Below are 16592 nucleotides of genomic sequence, written 5' to 3'. Positions count from 1 at the left end.
TGGATCGTCTCGGGCTTTCGCGGTTGCCTGAGGGCATGACCACCTTGATCCTCGGCGGTACCGGCAAGACCGGCCGCCGCGTCGCCCGGCGAATCGACCACGCGCGCGTCGCCTCCCGCTCCCGAGGTTTCGACCTCGACGACCCGGCCGGCTGGAAGCTGGCCGGCGTCACGGCCGCCTACCTCGTGGAACCGGATCTGCAGGCGGCTTCGCGGCTGCCGCGGTTCGTCGACCACGCGGTCGCCGAGGGCGTCTCCAGGCTGGTCCTGCTTTCCGCCCCGCGGGCGGGGGAGGAGGGTCATCCGCTGCACGCCGCCGAGCAAGCCGTGCGAAATTCCGGCGCGGCCTGGACCATCCTGCGCCCGCAGTGGTTCGCGCAGAACTTCAGCGAAGGTCCGTGGGCGCCCGGAATCCGCGAGGGCGCCCTGGCCCTGCCGGCCGGAGGCGGTGGAGCGCCCTTCGTCGACGCGGAGGACATCGCCGACGTCGCCGCGGCGGCGCTGACCGACGACCGGCACGCCGGCCAGGTCTACGACCTGACCGGCCCGCGGGCGGTCGGGTTCGCCGAGGCGGTCGGGCTCATCGCCCGGGCGGCAGGACGGGAGATCCGGTACGTCGACGTGGAACCCGAGGCGTTCGTCGAGCGGCAAATCGCCTACGGCGTCCCCGGAACCGTGGCGCGGCTGCTCACCGGCTTGCTCACGGATCTGCGCGAAGGCCGGGGCGCCGGCCTCGGGGACGGTGTCGAACGCGCCCTCGGCCGGCCGCCCCGGACGTTCGAGGAGTTCGTCCTCGCGACCACTTGGGCCTGACGGGGTTGCCGATCATATCGGAAACCATATACGATCCTCGCCACCATTCGCGGACACCGAAGGAGCCGTCATGGCGAGAGGGATCGATCGTGAGCACCGCCGGGTCGTCCTCGCCGCGATGGCCGGCACGACCATCGAGTGGTACGACTTCTTCGTCTACGCCATCTCGGCCGGGCTGGTCTTCGCCACGCAGTACTTCTCCGCGCTGGGGAAGGACGCGCTGATCCTGTCGTTCGCGACCGTCGGGATCAGCTTCCTCTTCCGGCCGATCGGCGCGGTGGTCGCCGGGCACCTCGGCGACCGGCTCGGCCGCCGGGCGATGCTCATCGCGACGCTGCTGCTGATGGGCGTCTCGACCGTGCTGATCGGCCTGGTGCCCAGCACCGCGTCGATCGGCGTCGCGGCCCCGATCCTGCTGGTGGTGCTGCGGATCGTGCAGGGACTGTCGGCCGGTGGCGAATGGGGCGGCGCGGCGCTGCTCGCCGTCGAGCACGCCCCGGCCGGCCGCCGCGGGCTGTACGGCGCGTTCCCGCAGATCGGCGTCCCGATCGGGCTCTTGCTGGCCAACGGCGCGCTCGCGCTGGCGGCCGCGGTGACGACGCCGGCGCAGTTCCTGGCCTGGGGCTGGCGCATCCCGTTCCTGCTGAGCTTCGTGCTCATCGTCCTCGGGTTCGTGATCCGCAGCCGCGTCGCGGAAAGCCCGGTGTTCGAAGAGGTCCGCCGGACGCGCAGCCGGTCCAGCCTGCCACTGGTGCCGTTGCTGCGCCACCACGGTCCGCTGGTCGTGCTGGGGGCGTTGCTGTTCGCGGCGAACAACGCGGTGGGCTACATGACGACCGGCGGGTACGTGCAGTCGTACGCGACGAAGACGCTGCACCTGGACCGGTCGGTGGTCCTGGTCGCCGTGATGATCTCGGCGGTGGCGTGGCTGGTGAGCACCCTCGCCGGCGGCTACCTCGCCGACCGCGTCGGCCGGATCACCGTGTACCGCATCGGGTTCGCCGTCCAGCTGGTCTGGATGGTCCCGTTCTTCGCCCTGCTGGACACGGCGAACGTGGGCTTGCTGGTGCTCGCGCTGGTGCTGTTCTCGGTCGGGCTGGGCTTCACGTACGGTCCGCAAGCGGCGCTGTACGCCGAGATGTACCCGACGCGGGTCCGCTACAGCGGCGCGGCGTTGTCGTACGCGATCGGCGCGGTGCTGGGCGGCGCGTTCGCGCCCACGATCGCCGAGGCGCTGCAGTCGGGCACGGGCATGGTCTACTCGGTGTGCGCGTACCTCGCGGGCATGACGCTGATCGGGCTCGTGGCGACCTTCTTCGTCCGCGACCGCCGGGACGTTCCCCTGGGTCAGAGCCGCGAGACGGTCAGCCTCAGCGAACCCCGGTTGCTGGAGTAGCCCAGCCAGCTGTCGTTGGCGTAGGCGTAGAAGTAGCCCGGCTTCCGGTTCGTCCACCGGTCGACCCCGCCGCCGATCGGGACGGCGTCGTACGGCTGCTGGACGTCGTGGGCGTCGAGGTTCGGGGCCGCCACCGCGCCGATCAGGGCCATCCAGTTCGCGGCTTCGCAGCGGCGGCCGCCGAACGAGCGGGCGTCGGCGTCGTTGAGCCGCGCCAGCTGCGTCTGCAGCCAGGCCGACGTCGTGGCGAGGGCGTGGAGCACGTCCTGGAAGTCCAGCCGGGCGTCGGCTTCCGTGCCGTCGGGGCGGTGTGCGACCTTCCCGTTCAGCCAGGTGCCCTCGGCGGTGAACGCGTAGTCGCCGGGCTCGAGGTAGAGGCCGGTCCAGTTCCACGGCTTCCCCGCGTAGACGTCGACGGTCGCGGAGTCGCCCACTTCGAGCCGCCGCCCGGGGCGGTACGGGCCGGTCGTGATCGGCGGCGTCGCCTGCCGGTCCACAGTGGACTGCGAGACGCCGGAACCGGCCTCGATGAACGGGAAGGCCCGCGGCGCCGGGCACAGGACCGAGTAGACGCTGTGGAGCGAGTTGTGCAGCACGTCCTGGGCGTCCGGCGCGATCTGCTTGTACATCGAGTCGTCGAAGACGAGGTCCGGGACGGCGGCGCGGCACTCGTCGATCATCCATTGCAGCGCGGCGTCGGAGAGGCCGGTGCGGTCGTGGCCGCCGCCGACGTCGCAGTGGTCACCGGGGAACCAGACCTGCTTGACGTCGCGGTCCTGGTCCAGATCGGACCACAGCGTCGGCATGAACGGCCCGCGCATCTCGTCGATGGCGAGCGCCTGACGGGCGTGCCGGACGTGGCCGCCGAGCTTCGTGTCGTGGAACCGGGGGAGGTGCCCGACGTGGTCTTCGACGAGCTTCAGCGGGCCGAGCCAGTCCGGGATGCCGAGCGAGCCGACGGTGTCCCAGACGCCGAGGAATTCGATCGGGACCGCCTCGGCCGCTTCGCCGGACTCTGCCCGGTAGACGTCGGTGAAGAGCCGGTCGACCTCGGCCCAGAACTCGGTGGAACCGGCCGTCTTGAGCGCCGCGGGCAGGCCGCAGCGCTTGAGCATGCCGGAGAGGCTGCGGACGGTGAACGCCCCGCGGCTGAACCCGAACAGGTGAATGGCGTCGCCGGGTTCGTAGGTGCGGGCGAGCCAGCCGTAGGCGCTCTTGATGTTCTCGGACAGTCCTTTGCCGACCAGCCCGCCTTCGAGGTGGTCGAGCAGGCCGGGCCCGGTCCCGACGCCGGGGTGGTAGTACCGCAGCTGGTTGTCGCGCTCGGCCACGGTGTGGTGGAGCCGGGCGACGTTCGTCGGGGCCGGCCGGCCCTGTTGCTGCTGGTCCGGCGTGTTCCACGTGCCGTCGCAGCAGACGACCAGGTGCCGCCGTCCGCCGTTCGCCTCGCTCATCCGATCCACCTTCGCTCCACTCGGGATGCTTGGGAGTCGTTTCGATCCCGGCCGCGGTTACAGTCCCGAGGTCTGTAGGAGGCGGAAAGGGGCCCGCCGGATACGGCCGGCTCAGAAGCCGGGCAGCAGGGCGCCGAGTTTCCGGCGGCCGAGCGGGGTGACGGTGAGCTCACGGCCGGTGTCCCCGCGCCGGACGAACTCCGCGTCGAGCAGCGCCGCCAGCACCCGCCCGCCGAGGACGCCGCCGAGGTGGGGGACGCGGTTGGTCCGGTCGAGGCACGCCGTCGCCCAGCGGCGGCGGCCCGGGTCCACCGTGGCCGGGTCGACGCCGAGGTCGTGGAACGCCGAGACGTCGCCGCCCAGGGTGAGGTCGGCCGCCGAGCCGTCCGGGGCCCGCAGCGCGCCGCGGTCGACCAGCATGGCGAACACCGCCACGCCGAGCCGGCCGGCCGCGTGGTCGTAGCACGTGTGCGCGATGTCCACAGTGGATTCCGCCGGGCGCGGGGGTGTCACCGAGTCGTTGCCGCCGTAGCGGGCGAGCGCGGTGAGCACCGGCAGGAGGTCGTCGCGGCCGACGCGGTACAGCGCGTGGCGCCCCGTGTGCTCGACCGTCACCAGCCCGGCCGCCCGCAGCCGCGCCAGGTGGTTGCCCAGCCGTGGCGCGGTGACGCCCAGCGCGTCGGCCAGCTGCACCATCGTGTGCGGGCCCTCGGCCGCCAGCAGCTGCAGCGCCGTCAGCCGCACGGGGTCCGACAGCTCCCGCGTCAACCCGACGATGGCGGCCTGAACCGCGTTCTCCGGTTCCACCATTCCGCGCACCCCCGGATCCTAACACCCTTCACGAGAGCCTGAATGATGATACCGTTCAGGCTCTCGTGAAGGGTGGTCGCATGAGAAGTCTCCTGTGGGGCCGCGGCGTTTCCGCGCTCGGCGACGGCCTGTGGTTCACCATCTGGGCGCTCTACTTCACCCGGATCCTGGGGCTGCCCGTGGTGACGGTCGGCGCGGGCATGGCCGTGGCGAGCGCCGTGGGCATGGCCGCCGCGGTGCCGCTGGGCGCGTTCGCCGACCGCGCCGGCCCCCGGGCGGTGCTGGTGGCGGTGACGCTCGTGCGCGCCGCCGCGATGGCCGGCTACCTGGTGGTGGACGGCCCGGTCTCGTTCCTGGCCGTGACGGTGCCGTTCACGGCGCTCGCGACCGGCGGGACCGCGGTCCGGACGGCGCTGGTCACCGGGCTGGTCGCCGACCCGGCGGGCCGGCTGCGCGTGCTGGCGCAGCAGCGGGTCGCCCAGCACGTCGGGTACGCCGCCGGCGCCGGCCTCGGGGCGCTCGTCCTGACCGCCGACGCGCCGTGGGCGTACACCCTGGCCATCCTCGGCAACGCGCTGAGCTTCCTGGTCCTGGCCGGCACGACGCTGCTCGTGCCCGCCCCTTCGGGACGCCCGGACCGGCGGCCGGGTGCCCGGGCGGTCCTGCGCGACCGGCCGTACCTGTGCGTCGCCGGCGTGACGGCGGTGCTTTCCCTGTGCTGGGCGATGTTGTCGGCCGGGCTGCCGCTGTGGCTGTCCGGCTCGACGCGGCTGCCGCTGGGGCTCGGCGGCGTCGTGGTCGTGCTCAGCTCGGTGGGCATCGCGGTGTTCCAGGTGCCGTTCGCCCGCTTCGGCCGCACGGCGCGCCAGGCGGCCCGGACGGCGGTGGTGTCCGGTGTGGTCCTGGCGGCGAGTTGCCTGCTGCTGGCGACCACCGCCGGCGGCGCGGGCGCGGGCGCGGTGACGGTCGTCGTCCTGGCCGCGGTGCTGCACGTCGTCGGCGAGCTGAGCTACGTGGCCGCGAACTGGGGGCTTTCGGTGCGGCTCATGCGCGAGGAGGCGAAGGGGGCCTACCTTGGGGTGAGCGAGGCGGCCACGGCGACGGTCCAGATGGTCGGGCCCGGGGTGTTCACCCTCGCGGTCGGCGGCCTCGGCGCGCTGGGGTGGCTGCTGGTCGCCGCGGTGTTCCTGGTGGCCGTCGCGCCGATCCCGCGGCTGACCCGCTGGGCGCTCCGGACCCGGGAACCCGCGCTCGTCAGTCGGTGAGGGCCGCGGTGTCGATGATCGGCTGCCGGGACACGTCGGGGACGACAGTTGCCGGGCTCCCCGCGCCACGACCGAGTTTCCGCGTCTAGGCTTGCCGACCGTGCCGGAAACGCGTCTCGACCTCGACCGGATCCGGGCCGCCCGCCGGGTGATCGACCCGGTCTTCCTCGACAGCCCGCGCTACCGCTGCGAACCCCTCGAACGCGAACTCGGCTGCCGGGTCAGCGTCAAGCTCGAAACCGCGAACCCCGTCCGCAGCTTCAAGGGCCGCGGTACCGAGCTCGTCGCGCACGGTCTCGCCGAACGCGGTGAGCGCGCCGCCGTGTGCGCCAGCGCCGGCAACCTCGGGCAGGCCCTCGCCTTGTCCGGCCGGGCCCGCGGGATCGACGTCACCGTCGTGGCGTCGCGGTCCGCGCCCGCCGCGAAGCTCGAGCGCATCCGGGCTTTCGGCGCCCGGTTGGAGCTGGTGGACGGCGACTTCGAGCTGGCCCGCTCCCGCGCAGCCGACCTGGCGCGGGAGCGGGGCGTCCGGCTCGTCGAGGACAGCCTGGACGTCGAAACGTGCGAAGGCGCGGCGACCATCGGCCTCGAACTGGTCGAGTCCGGACCGTTCGACGCCGTCCTGATCGCCCTCGGCGGCGGCGCGCTCGCCACCGGGGTCGGTCACGTCCTGAAGTCGCTCGCCCCGGGCACCGAGGTGATCACCGTCCAGCCCGAGCGCGCGCCGGCGATGACACGGTCGTGGCGCGCACGCCGCGTCGTCACCACGGATTCGGCCGACACCATCGCCGACGGCGTCGCGGGCCGGTTTCCCATTCCGGAGGTGCTCGACGACCTGCTCCTGGTCGCCGACGACGCCGTCCTGGTGCGGGAGACGTCGATCATCGCCGGGATGCGGCTGTTCCTGGAGCAGGCGGGTCTGGTCGTCGAGCCTTCCGCGGCGCTCGGCTTGGCGGCGGTTCTCGAAGACCGCGAGCGCTTCGCCGGGCGGCACGTGGCCACGATCGTCTGCGGTGGCAACGTCGACCTGGCCGCCTACCGCGGCTGGCTCGGCTTTTAGCGCTTCAGCAGGCCCTCGTCCCGCATGACCGCCCGGAACGCTTCGGTCTGCGCGGCGTCGAGGACGTTCGCCGGGAACGCGAGCGTGCCCTCGGACTCCGTCTTCAGCACCCAGAACCCCCGCACCAGCGCGGCGCTCTTGAACGTCGGCCACAGCCGGCTGACCGAGCGCCCGGCCGCCTCGGCCGCATATCCGGCGTCGGTCAGCGCGAGCCGGGTGGTCGCCGGCTCGGCGAAGGGCCGCAACGCCCGGGCGACGCGCCGCGCGTAGAAGGCCGGCCAGCCGAGGCCGAGCAGGAGGACCACGACGCCGACGGCGAGCCCGGCCGGGTCCACCTGCGCGCCCTGGAGAGCTTCGGCCAAGGCCAGGATCCCGAGCACCACGTAGATCCCGGCCGGCAGCCACCGGGCCAGCGGGGCCCGCGGGTGGCAGGCGCGGAACGACTGCTTGGCCAGTTCGGGCGTGAAGACGAACGACAACGAGATGTCCACGGAAACGGTCCCCCAGGGTGGTGATCGTGCGCGGTCATTCTGGCACGGCGGTCCGGCGTGGCATCATGGGCCGCGATCGGCGAACCGAACGGAGACCGAGCTCGATGGACGCTTTACCGAACGGCGGGACGACCGCGACCGAGCCGTCGATCCGGGACATGCTCGCCGTCAACCTGCGGGCCGCGCGGGCCGCCCGGGGCCTGTCGCTGTCCGAGCTGTCGCGGCGGTCCGGCATCGGCAAGGCGACCCTCTCGCAACTCGAGGCGGGCAGCGGCAACCCGACGATCGAGACCGTGTTCAGCCTGTCCCGCGCCCTCGAGGTCGCCATCTCCGACCTGCTCGACCACCGGCCCCGCGGCGGCCTGACCGTGGTGCGCGGCGCCGACGTCGAAGTGCTCCGCGGCGAGGGGATCGACCTGCGGCCGTTGCGCCGGATCGAGGCGGAGAACAGCGTTTTCGAGGTCTACGACCAGGTCGTCCGCGGCGACGCGCCCCAACGGTCGCAGGGCCACGTCGGGGTCGAGCACACCGTCGTGCAGACCGGCGGGCTGCGCGTCGAGGTGGGTGGCCGGACCGTCGACCTCGGACCCGGTGACTACGTCGCCTTCGACGCCCGCGAGCCGCACAGCTACACCGCGCTGGCCGCGCCTGTGCACTCGGTGCTGCTGCTCCAGTACCGCGACGGCGAACGCCTCGACGGGCGGCCGCACCCGTTGACACCCCCGGCCCCGGAGACCTAACCTCCGATCGTTCGCTTTACCGAACACCGGAGGGTCGATGAACCGAACGCGGGTGGTGGTGATCGGGGCCGGTGTCGTCGGTGCGGCGTGCGCCCGGGAGCTGAACCTTGCCGGTTTCGACGTCCTGGTCGTCGACCGCGGCCGCCCCGCGGGCGGCACCACCTCGCACGGCGAAGGCAACCTCCTCGTCTCGGACAAGGGCCCGGGCGCGGAGCTGCGGCTCGCGCAGCTGTCGGCCCGGCTGTGGCCGGAGATCGCGGCCGAACTCGGCGACGCCTGCGAGTTCGACCCGAAGGGTGGCATCGTCGTCGCCACCACCGAAGCCGGCGCCGAGGCGCTCACGGCGTTCGCGGCGTCGCAGGCCTCGGCGGGGGTGCTCGTCGAGACACTGTCCACAGAGGACCTCTTCGCCGCCGAACCCGCGTTGACCCGTTCCGTGACGGCGGCGGTCCGCTACCCGGAGGACGCGCAGGTCCAGCCGGCCGGCGCGACGCTGGCCCTGCTCGGCTCGGCCCTGGCGCGCGGTGCCCACCTGCGCACCGACGCCGAGGTCACCGGCGCGGTCGTGGCCGGTGGTCGGATCACCGGGGTCCGCGTGCCCGGCGAGGTCCTCGAGGCGGACGTCGTCGTCAACGCGGCCGGCCCGTGGGCGGGCGAGGTCTCGGCGCGCCTGGGGGCTCCGATCGCGGTCCGGCCCCGGCGAGGCGAGGTGCTGGTGACGACGCCGATGCCCGGAGTGGTCCGGCACAAGGTGTACGACGCGGACTACGTGGGCGCGGTCGGCTCCGGCGACGGCGAGCTGCAGACGTCGGCCGTGGTCGAGTCGACGCGGGGCGGCACGGTCCTGATCGGCTCGTCGCGCCGCCGCGTGGGGTTCGACGACGCGATCGTGCCATCGGTGCTGAGCGCCATCGCGGTCAAGGCCTTGCGGCTGTTCCCCTCGCTGGCGGACGCGGCGGTGATGCGCGCGTACGGCGGCTTCCGGCCCTACGTGGACGATCATCTGCCGGTCCTGGGCGAGGACCCGAGGCTCGGCGGCCTGTGGCACGCGACGGGACACGAAGGCGCGGGCATCGGCCTGAGCGTCGGCACGGCCCGGCTGCTGCGTGAACTGCTGACCGGGACTTCGCTGTCGATGCCGGTGGAGGAGTTCACAGTGGACCGTCCGGCGGTGGTGGTGTGATCGAGATCAGCGTCGACGGCGAACGTCTGGCCGGCATCGACGGGCAGACGGTGGCGGGGATTTTGCTGGCGGCCGGGCGAGCATCGTGGCGGACCACTCGGTCGGGCGCGCCGCGCGGGGTGTTCTGCGGGATCGGCGCGTGCTTCGACTGCTTGGTGACGGTGAACGGGGTGCCCGACGTCCGCGCGTGCCGCCGCCGCGCTGCCGACGGCGACGAGATCCGCACCCAGTCCCGCCAGGAGGAAACGTGACGCGGGTGGTGATCGTCGGTGCCGGGCCGGCGGGGTTGGCGGCCGCCGAGCACGCGCTGCGGGCCGGGGCCGAGGTGACGGTGTTGGACCAAGCGGAGGCGCCGGGAGGGCAGTACCACCGGAAGTTCCACGCGGACCCGCACGGCTTCGGGGAAGTGGTGAGCCGCTGCGAGTGGTGGCCGGAAAGTGCGGTGTGGGCGATCCACGGACGACAGATCCACGTCCTGCGCGGCCCGGCCGACGGCTCCGCCCGCGAACGACTCATCCTCGAACCCGACGCCCTCATCCTCGCCACCGGCGCGCACGATCGCGTCCTCCCGTTTCCCGGCTGGCAGCTGCCCGGCGTCTACACCGCGGGCGCCGCGCAAGCGCTTGCCAAAGGGGAGCGGATCGCCGTCGGCAAGCGCGTCCTCGTCGCCGGGGCCGGACCCTTCCTGCTGCCGGTCGCCGAATCGCTGCTGGCCGTCGGCTCCGATGTCGTCGCCGTCCTCGAAGCCAACACCGCGTCCACCGTCCTCAAAGGATGGTCCAAGAACATCCACCTCGGCAAAGCCGCCGAACTCGCCCGCTACGTCGCCACCCTCGCCAAACACCGCGTCCCGTACCGCTTCGGCCGCGTCGTCGTCGAAGCCCGCGGGGACGACCGGGTCCGCGAAGTCGTCACCGCCCGGGTCCGCGCCGACTGGTCGGTGATCCCCGGCACCGAACGCACCCACGCCGTCGACGCCGTCTGCGTCGGGCACGGCTTCACCCCGCAACCCGAGCTGGCCGTCGCCGCCGGCTGCCTGCTCGACGACGGCTTCGTCCGGATCGACGACGACCAGCGCACCACCACCGCCCACGTCTTCGCCGCCGGGGAGATCACCGGGATCGGCGGAGCGGACGCCGCACGAGCGGAAGGCGCGATCGCCGGGTGCGCCGCCGGCGGGGGCACGCCGAGCCGGGAACTGCTCCGGAACCGGGACCGCACGCGGGCGTTCGCGCACCGGTTGAAAGCCGCCCACCCGATCGGCGCCGCGTGGCCGGGCTGGCTCCGCGACGACACGATCGTCTGCCGCTGTGAAGAAACCACCTACGGCCAGCTGAAGAACGCAGCCGCCGACCCCGTCGTGCCCGGTCCGCACGCGCTCAAGCTGGGCACCCGCGCCGGCCTCGGCCCGTGCCAGGGCCGGATGTGCGGCCCCACCGTCGCCGAGCTCTGCGGCGGCGCCGAACGCCACCACCGACCCATCGCCCAGCCGATCCGCCTGGGCGAGCTCGCCGCACCCGAAGGAGAGTCATGAGCACCCGCGATCTCGGCGGCGTGGTCGTCGCCGCCGCGCTGCCGTACAAGACCGACGACGCCGCCCCGGCCGGGCTGGCCGTCGACTACGACGCCTACGCCGAACACTGCCGCTGGCTGGTCGGGAACGGCTGCCGCGGGGTCGGCCCGAACGGCTCCCTGGGCGAGTACTCCTCGCTCACCGACGACGAACGCCGCCGCGTCGCCCGCACCGCGATCGAAGCCGTCGGCAGTGACGGGATCGTCGTCGTCGGCGTCCACGGACCCGGCGCGCACCAGGCCAAGTACTGGGCCGAAGCGGCGGCCGAAGACGGCGCGCACGGTGTGCTCTGCCTCCCGCCGACGCTCTACCGCGCCAACCGCGGCGAGGTGCTCGCCCACTTCGAAGCCGTCGCGTCGGTCGGCCTGCCGGTGATGGTCTACAACAACCCCTTCGACACGAAGGTCGACCTCACGCCCGACCTCCTCGCCGAAATCGCGCGGATCGACAACGTCGTCGCCGTCAAGGAGTTCTCCGGCGACGTCCGGCGCGTGCTCGAGATCCGCGAACGGGCGCCGGAGCTCGCCGTGATCAGCGGCGCCGACGACGTCGTCGTGGAGAGCCTGCTGATGGGCGCGACCGGCTGGTTCGCCGGGTTCCCCAACGTGTTCCCGGCCGAGTCGGCGCGCCTGTTCGAGCTGGCCACCGCGGGCAAGCTCGACGAGGCCCGCGCGCTGTACGAGCCGCTGGTGGCCGCGTTCCGCTGGGACTCGCGCACCGAATTCGTCCAGGCCATCAAGCTCGGGATGGACATGGTGGGCCGCTACGGCGGGCCGTGCCGGCCACCGCGCGGGCCGCTTTCCGACGTCCACCGCGAGCAGGTCCGCGCCGACATGGGCCGGGCGCTGGCCGCGCTGGGGGTGGCGTAGGTGCGGTCTTCACGCGCGATCACGGCGGTCGACTCGCACACCGAGGGCATGCCGACCCGGGTGGTGACCGGCGGCGTCGGCCCGATCCCCGGGGCCACGATGGCCGAGCGCCGCCGGTACTTCATGGCGCACCTCGACCACATCCGGCAGTTCCTGATGCACGAGCCGCGCGGGCACTCGGCGATGAGCGGCGCGATCCTGCAGCCGCCCTGCCGCGACGACGCCGACTGGGGTGTCGTCTACATCGAGGTCTCCGGGTGCCTGCCGATGTGCGGCCACGGCACGATCGGCGTCGCGACGGTGCTGGTCGAGACCGGCATGGTCGAGGTGACCGAGCCGACGACCGTGGTGCGCCTGGACACCCCGGCCGGGCTGGTGCACGCGGAGGTCACCGTCCGCGACGGGCGCGCGGAACGGGTCAAGCTGCGGAACGTGGCGTCGTTCCTCGCCGAGCGGGACGCCCTCGTGGACGTGCCCGGCTTCGGCGAGGTCCGCTACGACTTGGCCTACGGCGGGAACTTCTACGCCATCCTCGAACTGTCCCAAGTGGACATCTCCTTCGGACGGTCCGAAAAGGACCGCATACTGGGCGCGGGCCTGGAGATCATGGCCGCGATCAACGAGCAGCGGCCGCCGAAGCACCCCGCCGACCCGCTGATCGGCGGCTGCAAGCACGTCCAGTTCCTCGCGCCCGGCTCGGATGCGCGCACATCGCGGAACGCGATGGCCATCCACCCGGGCTGGTTCGACCGTTCGCCGTGCGGCACGGGCACGTCCGCCCGGATGGCCCAGCTGCACGCGCGGGGCGAGCTGCCGCTGCACACACCGTTCGAGAACAGCTCGTTCATCGGCACCACGTTCACCGGCGAGCTGGTGGGGGAGACGGAGGTGGGCGGCGTGCCGGCGGTGATCCCCGAGTTCTCGGGCCGGGCGTGGATCACCGGGACCGCCACCTACCTGCTCGATCCCGATGACCCCTTCCCGACGGGTTTCGTGCTCTAAGAGGTGATGCTCGCGACCGCGTCGACGCCGTAGCTCCTGGCGTACCCGTTCTCGACCCCGACCAGGATCTCGGCGACCTCGAACCAGCGGTCCCAGAACGGGGTTTCGCGCAGGGCGTCGACCAGGAACTGGTAAGCCTCGTGGTCGGCGGCCTCCCACACCCAGACGTCGGTCACGCGCGCCGAGTAGAACTCGGTGTCGTAGAAGCGAGACCGGACGCCCTTGGTCTTCTCCTCGACCGCCGGGACGATCTCGGTGCGGAACGCTTCGATCCGCTGCTCGACCGTCATGGCCAGCCACTCGGGTGTGGTCTTGACCAGCATGAAGGCGGTTACCGTCGCGTACACGCGTACGCACCCGCTTCGATGTCCTCGACCAGCGTCGGCCCGGACGGCGTCCAGCCGAGCAGGTCGCGCGTGGCCGTGCTCGACGCGGCCATGTCCGTCGCGAAGAACCGGCCGACGAACCCGAAGTGCTCCGCCGCGTCCTCCGGCGCGACCGAAACCACCGGCAGGTCGAGGGTCCGCCCGATCGCCTCGGCGATCTCGCGGGTCGTCACGGCTTCCTCGGCGACGGCGTGCAGGCGCGCCCCCGGCGGAGCGGCCTCGAGACCGAGCCGGACGAGCCGGGCCGCGGCCGGGCGGTGGACCGCCGACCAGGCCGCCGTGCCGTCGCCGACGTAAGCGGAGACGCCGTGCCGGCGCGCCGCCGCCGTGATGGACGCGAGGAAACCGTGGTCGCCGACGCCGTGCACCGAAGGCGCGAAGCGGACGCTGATCACCCGGACGCCCTTCCCGACGTATTCGAAGGCGAGGTTCTCGCCGCCGCCGCGCATCGAGTCCGGGCCCACCGCGGGGGAGACGTCGGATTCGAGCGCGGGCCGGCCCTGGACCAGGCCGGCGAGTGCACCGGCGAGCAGGAACGGCCGGTCGGTGCCCGCGAGCGCGCCGGCCATGGTCTCGATGGCGGCCCGCTCGGTCCGGTTGTTCTCCGCGGGGTTCGCCCAGTCGTGCTTGTTGCCCAGGTGGACGACGGCGTGGGCATCGATCGCGCCGTCGCGGAGGCCGTCGAGGTCGTCGAGGTCGCCGCGGCGGACCCGGGCACCCTTCTTGGCGAGCGCGAGGGCCGCGGCGTCCGAGCGGGCGAGCCCGGTGACCTCGTGCCCGGCGCCGAGCAGTTCGTCGACGACGGCGGTGCCGATCCACCCCGTCGCCCCGGTAACGAACACGTGCATGGTGCTGCTCCTTCTTCGGGGAACTCGTTGACAAGTCCGAAGTTAGGAGCCGCGGCACTGGTCGTGCCACGCAACTTTGGCAATCGACGATTGCGTTAGACGCAAGTCGCGGTCGTCCCGGTGCCGGTGTCGCCGCTGCGCCCGGTGTTCCACGCGGAAGTGACCGCCGCGCCCGCGGGCAGCACCGCGGTGACTGTCCAGCCGGTGATCGCGGCGGACCCGCCCGTCCATTGGTTCACCGACACCGAAGCCGTGCAGGTGCCGGTCGGCGGCGGGGTGGTGGGAGTAGTCGGCGTGGTGGTGTCCGGGCCGTCGGTGAGGACCGGCGTCGTCCAGTCGCGCCACTCGGCCAGGTTTCCCGCCTTCTTGCCCGAGATCCGGAAGGTTCCGGCCGCGCTGCCCGTCTTCAGCAGGAACTTCTGGATGTTCTGCTGCAACGGCGTCCGCCATTCGGGCCGCGACGCGCAGTGCGTGCCGTCCTGGACGTCGGACCAGTAGCTGATGTTGCCGCCCGCGCCGAGTGCTTTGTAGACTTCCGCGCCGGCCAGTGCCGCGACACTGCCGGAGCGCGCGCCCAGCCAGTCGATGTGCGGGTTCTCCATCACGAACAGCCCGCGCGGCGCCACCATCGCGACCAGTTCGTGGGTGTCCACCGGCAGTGCGGCCGGATTCCCGGTGTACGCGCTGAAGGCGTCGCCGAACCACGGCTGCTCGCCGTAGGCGTTGCCGAGCGGCTGCGAGCCGCTTTCGCCGGGGATCCCGCGCAGGATCGGGACGCCGGCGGTGCCCGACTCGATCGGCATGGTGAGGGCGATCCGCTGGTCGAGTGCGCCGATCGCGAAGGCGCTCTTCCCGTAGCGCGAGCACCCGGTGACCCCGAGCGCGTCGGCCTTGAGGAACCGGCCGCCGGACTGCTCGACGACGTCGATGAGCCGGCTCACGCCCCACGCCCACGCGGCCAGCAGCCCGGTGCCGCTGGTGGCGCCGTAAATGCTGTAGAACGCGCCTTGCTTGTTGTTCCGGGGCGTGCCTTCCTTGCCGACGGCCAGCGGGTCGTAGGTGATGACGGCCGCGCCGGACGCTTTGATCGTGGCGGTGTCCGCGCCGAACCCGCCCACGACGAAGACGGCCGGGAACGGTCCGGTCCCGCTCGGCAGCTCGACGCCCGCGGAGAAGCTCGCGCTGCGGCCGTTTTCGGTCACGGTCACGGTGATCCCGGTGGCCGACACGGTGCCCGCGACACCGGCCGGTTTCGCCGGCTTCGTGCCGTAGACCGTCCGCTCGGCGAGCTTCTTGATCTCCTCCCGCCGGCACCGCCAGTCGGACCGGTTCGTGACGCGCGTGCCGTCGATTCTCTTGAAGGGATCGGGAAGCTTGGCGGTGGCGGGCCACGAGGCCGGCACGGAGACCGGGCAGTCGGCACCGTCGTCCTCGACCGCCGCGGCGGCCCCGGACGCCATGGTGACCACCCCGGCGAGCGCGAGCAACGTGACGGCCGCCAGGACGACGGCCGAGCGGATCCGTGAACCGCGCACCGGGTGCCCCTTCCGGAAGGAAATGTCCCCGGAAAAAACGGTAGGTCCGTTTCGCTGGCGCAGTCAATATGGCGGCCGTGTCCGAAACTTTCGGATTCAGGGCAATTTCGAAAGTTTCGTGAATCAGGATCCCGTCTCGACGTGGTCCAGCACGCCGAGCGCGTCCGGCACCAGCACCGCGGCCGAGTGGTAGGCGCTGACGAGGTACGACGTCACCGCGCGGTCGTTGATGCCCATGAACCGGACGTTGAGCCCGGGCTGGTACTGGTCGGGAAGCTCCTTCGGGCGCAGGCCGATGACGCCGGCGTCGTCCTCGCCGGTGCGCATGGCGAGGATCGACGTGGTGCCGGTGTCGGTGATCGGGATTTTGTCGCACGGCAGGATCGGCACGCCACGCCAGGCCATGACGCGTTTGCCGTCGAGGAGGGTGGTGTCGGGGTAGACGCGGGCGCGGGTGCATTCGCGGCCGAACGCGGCGATCGCGCGGGGGTGGGCGAGGAAGAACTTCGTCTTGCGGCGCCGGCAAAGCAGGTCGTCGAGGTCCAGCGGGGTGGGCGGCCCGGTGCGGGTGGTGAGGCGGTGTTTGAGGTCGGCGTTGTGCAGGAGCCCGAAGTCGGTGTTGTTGACCAGGTCGTGCTCCTGCCGTTCCCGCAACGCTTCCACGGTCAGCCGCAGCTGTTGCTCGAGCTGGTTCATCGGGTTGTTGTAGAGATCCGTGACGCGGTTGTGGACGCGCAGGACAGTTTGCGCGACGGCGAGTTCGTATTCCCGCGGCGAGGGGTCGTAGTCGACGTACGTGCCGGACAGGATCGGTTCGCCGTCGTGGCCGGCGGACAGGTCGATGCTGGCTTCACCCTTGGCGTTCTGGGGTTTGCGGGGGCGGCCGATCGCTTCGGCGACGTGGGCGCGGAGTGACTCGGACCGGCCGTTGAGGCGGGCGTAGGCGTCCGCGGGCAGGACGAGCGCGATGACGTGGGTGGCGGCGCGGGCGGTGAAGCGCCAGGTGGCGTCGTCGCGGGCGAGGAGTTCGGCGCCGAAGTGGTCGCCGTCGGTGACGGTGCCGAGGTGGGTTTCGTCGCCGTATTCACCGCGGCCGTGCTGGGTGACTTTGCCGTGGGCCAGCAGGAACAGGGTGTCCAGCGGGGTGTCGGCGTCGACGATGGTGGCG

17 protein-coding genes are annotated in these 16592 nt (G+C 72.5%); 10 read left to right on the top strand and 7 right to left on the bottom strand.

Annotated elements, in window-relative coordinates; translation table 11 throughout:
- The first annotated feature begins 35 nt into the window (after nucleotides 1-35).
- Together ABFJ78_RS45460 and ABFJ78_RS45455 are read left to right on the top strand one after the other, a co-directional pair.
- A complete protein-coding gene (locus ABFJ78_RS45460) occupies nucleotides 36-812 on the top strand; it encodes an NAD(P)H-binding protein (protein ID WP_436393661.1) in 777 nt (258 codons plus the stop codon).
- A 70-nt stretch (nucleotides 813-882) separates the two neighbouring features.
- Nucleotides 883-2208 carry an MFS transporter gene (locus tag ABFJ78_RS45455; RefSeq protein ID WP_436393660.1) on the top strand — a complete coding sequence of 442 codons (1326 nt, stop codon included), beginning with the start codon at nucleotides 883-885 and terminating at the stop codon, nucleotides 2206-2208.
- On the opposite strand, the gene ABFJ78_RS45450 is transcribed toward ABFJ78_RS45455, so the two are convergent.
- Nucleotides 2160-3662, bottom strand: a complete 1503-nt coding sequence (locus tag ABFJ78_RS45450; RefSeq protein ID WP_436393659.1) for a DUF2235 domain-containing protein — start codon at nucleotides 3660-3662, stop codon at nucleotides 2160-2162. The two genes, ABFJ78_RS45455 and ABFJ78_RS45450, sit on opposite strands and share 49 nt — an antisense overlap.
- 111 nt (nucleotides 3663-3773) lie before the next feature.
- A complete protein-coding gene (locus tag ABFJ78_RS45445) occupies nucleotides 3774-4472 on the bottom strand; it encodes an ArsR/SmtB family transcription factor (RefSeq protein WP_436393798.1) in 699 nt (232 codons plus the stop codon).
- An 80-nt stretch (nucleotides 4473-4552) separates the two neighbouring features.
- On the opposite strand from ABFJ78_RS45445, the gene ABFJ78_RS45440 reads away from it, so the two are divergent.
- Together ABFJ78_RS45440 and ABFJ78_RS45435 are read left to right on the top strand one after the other, a co-directional pair.
- Nucleotides 4553-5737, top strand: coding sequence for an MFS transporter (locus ABFJ78_RS45440; RefSeq protein ID WP_436393658.1), 1185 nt, complete (start codon nucleotides 4553-4555; stop codon nucleotides 5735-5737).
- A 100-nt stretch (nucleotides 5738-5837) separates the two neighbouring features.
- Nucleotides 5838-6797: a threonine ammonia-lyase gene (locus ABFJ78_RS45435; RefSeq protein WP_436393657.1), complete on the top strand. Its 960-nt coding sequence runs from the start codon at nucleotides 5838-5840 to the stop codon at nucleotides 6795-6797.
- On the opposite strand, the gene ABFJ78_RS45430 is transcribed toward ABFJ78_RS45435, so the two are convergent.
- Complete coding sequence (locus ABFJ78_RS45430; protein ID WP_436393656.1) at nucleotides 6794-7288, bottom strand: hypothetical protein; 495 nt, start codon at nucleotides 7286-7288, stop codon at nucleotides 6794-6796. The two genes, ABFJ78_RS45435 and ABFJ78_RS45430, sit on opposite strands and share 4 nt — an antisense overlap.
- Before the next feature lie 104 nt (nucleotides 7289-7392).
- Here ABFJ78_RS45430 and ABFJ78_RS45425 point away from each other — a divergent pair, with 104 nt between their 5' ends.
- The 6 genes from ABFJ78_RS45425 to ABFJ78_RS45400 are packed head-to-tail and all read left to right on the top strand — an operon-like array spanning nucleotide 7393 to nucleotide 12655.
- The gene (locus ABFJ78_RS45425; RefSeq protein ID WP_436393655.1) at nucleotides 7393-8028 is read left to right on the top strand and encodes a helix-turn-helix domain-containing protein; all 636 of its coding nucleotides are present in this window, start codon (nucleotides 7393-7395) and stop codon (nucleotides 8026-8028) included.
- 37 nt (nucleotides 8029-8065) lie between these two features.
- Nucleotides 8066-9211: an NAD(P)/FAD-dependent oxidoreductase gene (locus ABFJ78_RS45420; RefSeq protein WP_436393654.1), complete on the top strand. Its 1146-nt coding sequence runs from the start codon at nucleotides 8066-8068 to the stop codon at nucleotides 9209-9211.
- Nucleotides 9211-9462 carry a (2Fe-2S)-binding protein gene (locus ABFJ78_RS45415; protein WP_436393797.1) on the top strand — a complete coding sequence of 84 codons (252 nt, stop codon included), beginning with the start codon at nucleotides 9211-9213 and terminating at the stop codon, nucleotides 9460-9462. Before ABFJ78_RS45420 ends, ABFJ78_RS45415 begins: the two co-directional genes overlap by 1 nt.
- On the top strand, nucleotides 9459-10745 hold the full coding sequence (locus ABFJ78_RS45410; protein ID WP_436393653.1) for an NAD(P)/FAD-dependent oxidoreductase: 1287 nt from the start codon (nucleotides 9459-9461) through the stop codon (nucleotides 10743-10745). Before ABFJ78_RS45415 ends, ABFJ78_RS45410 begins: the two co-directional genes overlap by 4 nt.
- Nucleotides 10742-11653: a dihydrodipicolinate synthase family protein gene (locus tag ABFJ78_RS45405; protein WP_436393652.1), complete on the top strand. Its 912-nt coding sequence runs from the start codon at nucleotides 10742-10744 to the stop codon at nucleotides 11651-11653. The genes ABFJ78_RS45410 and ABFJ78_RS45405 overlap by 4 nt, the downstream gene beginning before the upstream one ends.
- The gene (locus tag ABFJ78_RS45400) at nucleotides 11654-12655 is read left to right on the top strand and encodes a proline racemase family protein (RefSeq protein WP_436393651.1); all 1002 of its coding nucleotides are present in this window, start codon (nucleotides 11654-11656) and stop codon (nucleotides 12653-12655) included.
- Here the strand turns inward: ABFJ78_RS45400 and ABFJ78_RS45395 are convergent.
- The 4 genes from ABFJ78_RS45395 to ABFJ78_RS45380 all read right to left on the bottom strand — a co-directional run.
- Nucleotides 12652-13002 (bottom strand): darcynin family protein, encoded by a 351-nt coding sequence (locus ABFJ78_RS45395; protein WP_436393650.1) that lies wholly within the window; start codon nucleotides 13000-13002, stop codon nucleotides 12652-12654. The genes ABFJ78_RS45400 and ABFJ78_RS45395 overlap by 4 nt on opposite strands.
- The gene (locus ABFJ78_RS45390) at nucleotides 12987-13889 is read right to left on the bottom strand and encodes an NAD-dependent epimerase/dehydratase family protein (RefSeq protein ID WP_436393649.1); all 903 of its coding nucleotides are present in this window, start codon (nucleotides 13887-13889) and stop codon (nucleotides 12987-12989) included. Before ABFJ78_RS45390 ends, ABFJ78_RS45395 begins: the two co-directional genes overlap by 16 nt.
- Nucleotides 13890-13984: 95 nt before the next feature.
- Nucleotides 13985-15424, bottom strand: coding sequence for a glucuronyl esterase domain-containing protein (locus ABFJ78_RS45385; protein ID WP_436393648.1), 1440 nt, complete (start codon nucleotides 15422-15424; stop codon nucleotides 13985-13987).
- A 123-nt stretch (nucleotides 15425-15547) separates the two neighbouring features.
- A partial coding sequence (locus ABFJ78_RS45380) for a family 2B encapsulin nanocompartment shell protein (protein ID WP_436393647.1) occupies nucleotides 15548-16592 on the bottom strand: 1045 nt, incomplete at its 5' end.

It is taken from the genome of Amycolatopsis sp. MEPSY49 (assembly GCF_051337345.1).
In the GTDB taxonomy this organism is placed as follows: domain Bacteria; phylum Actinomycetota; class Actinomycetes; order Mycobacteriales; family Pseudonocardiaceae; genus Amycolatopsis.
This window is presented reverse-complemented; position numbering and strand designations above follow the sequence as displayed.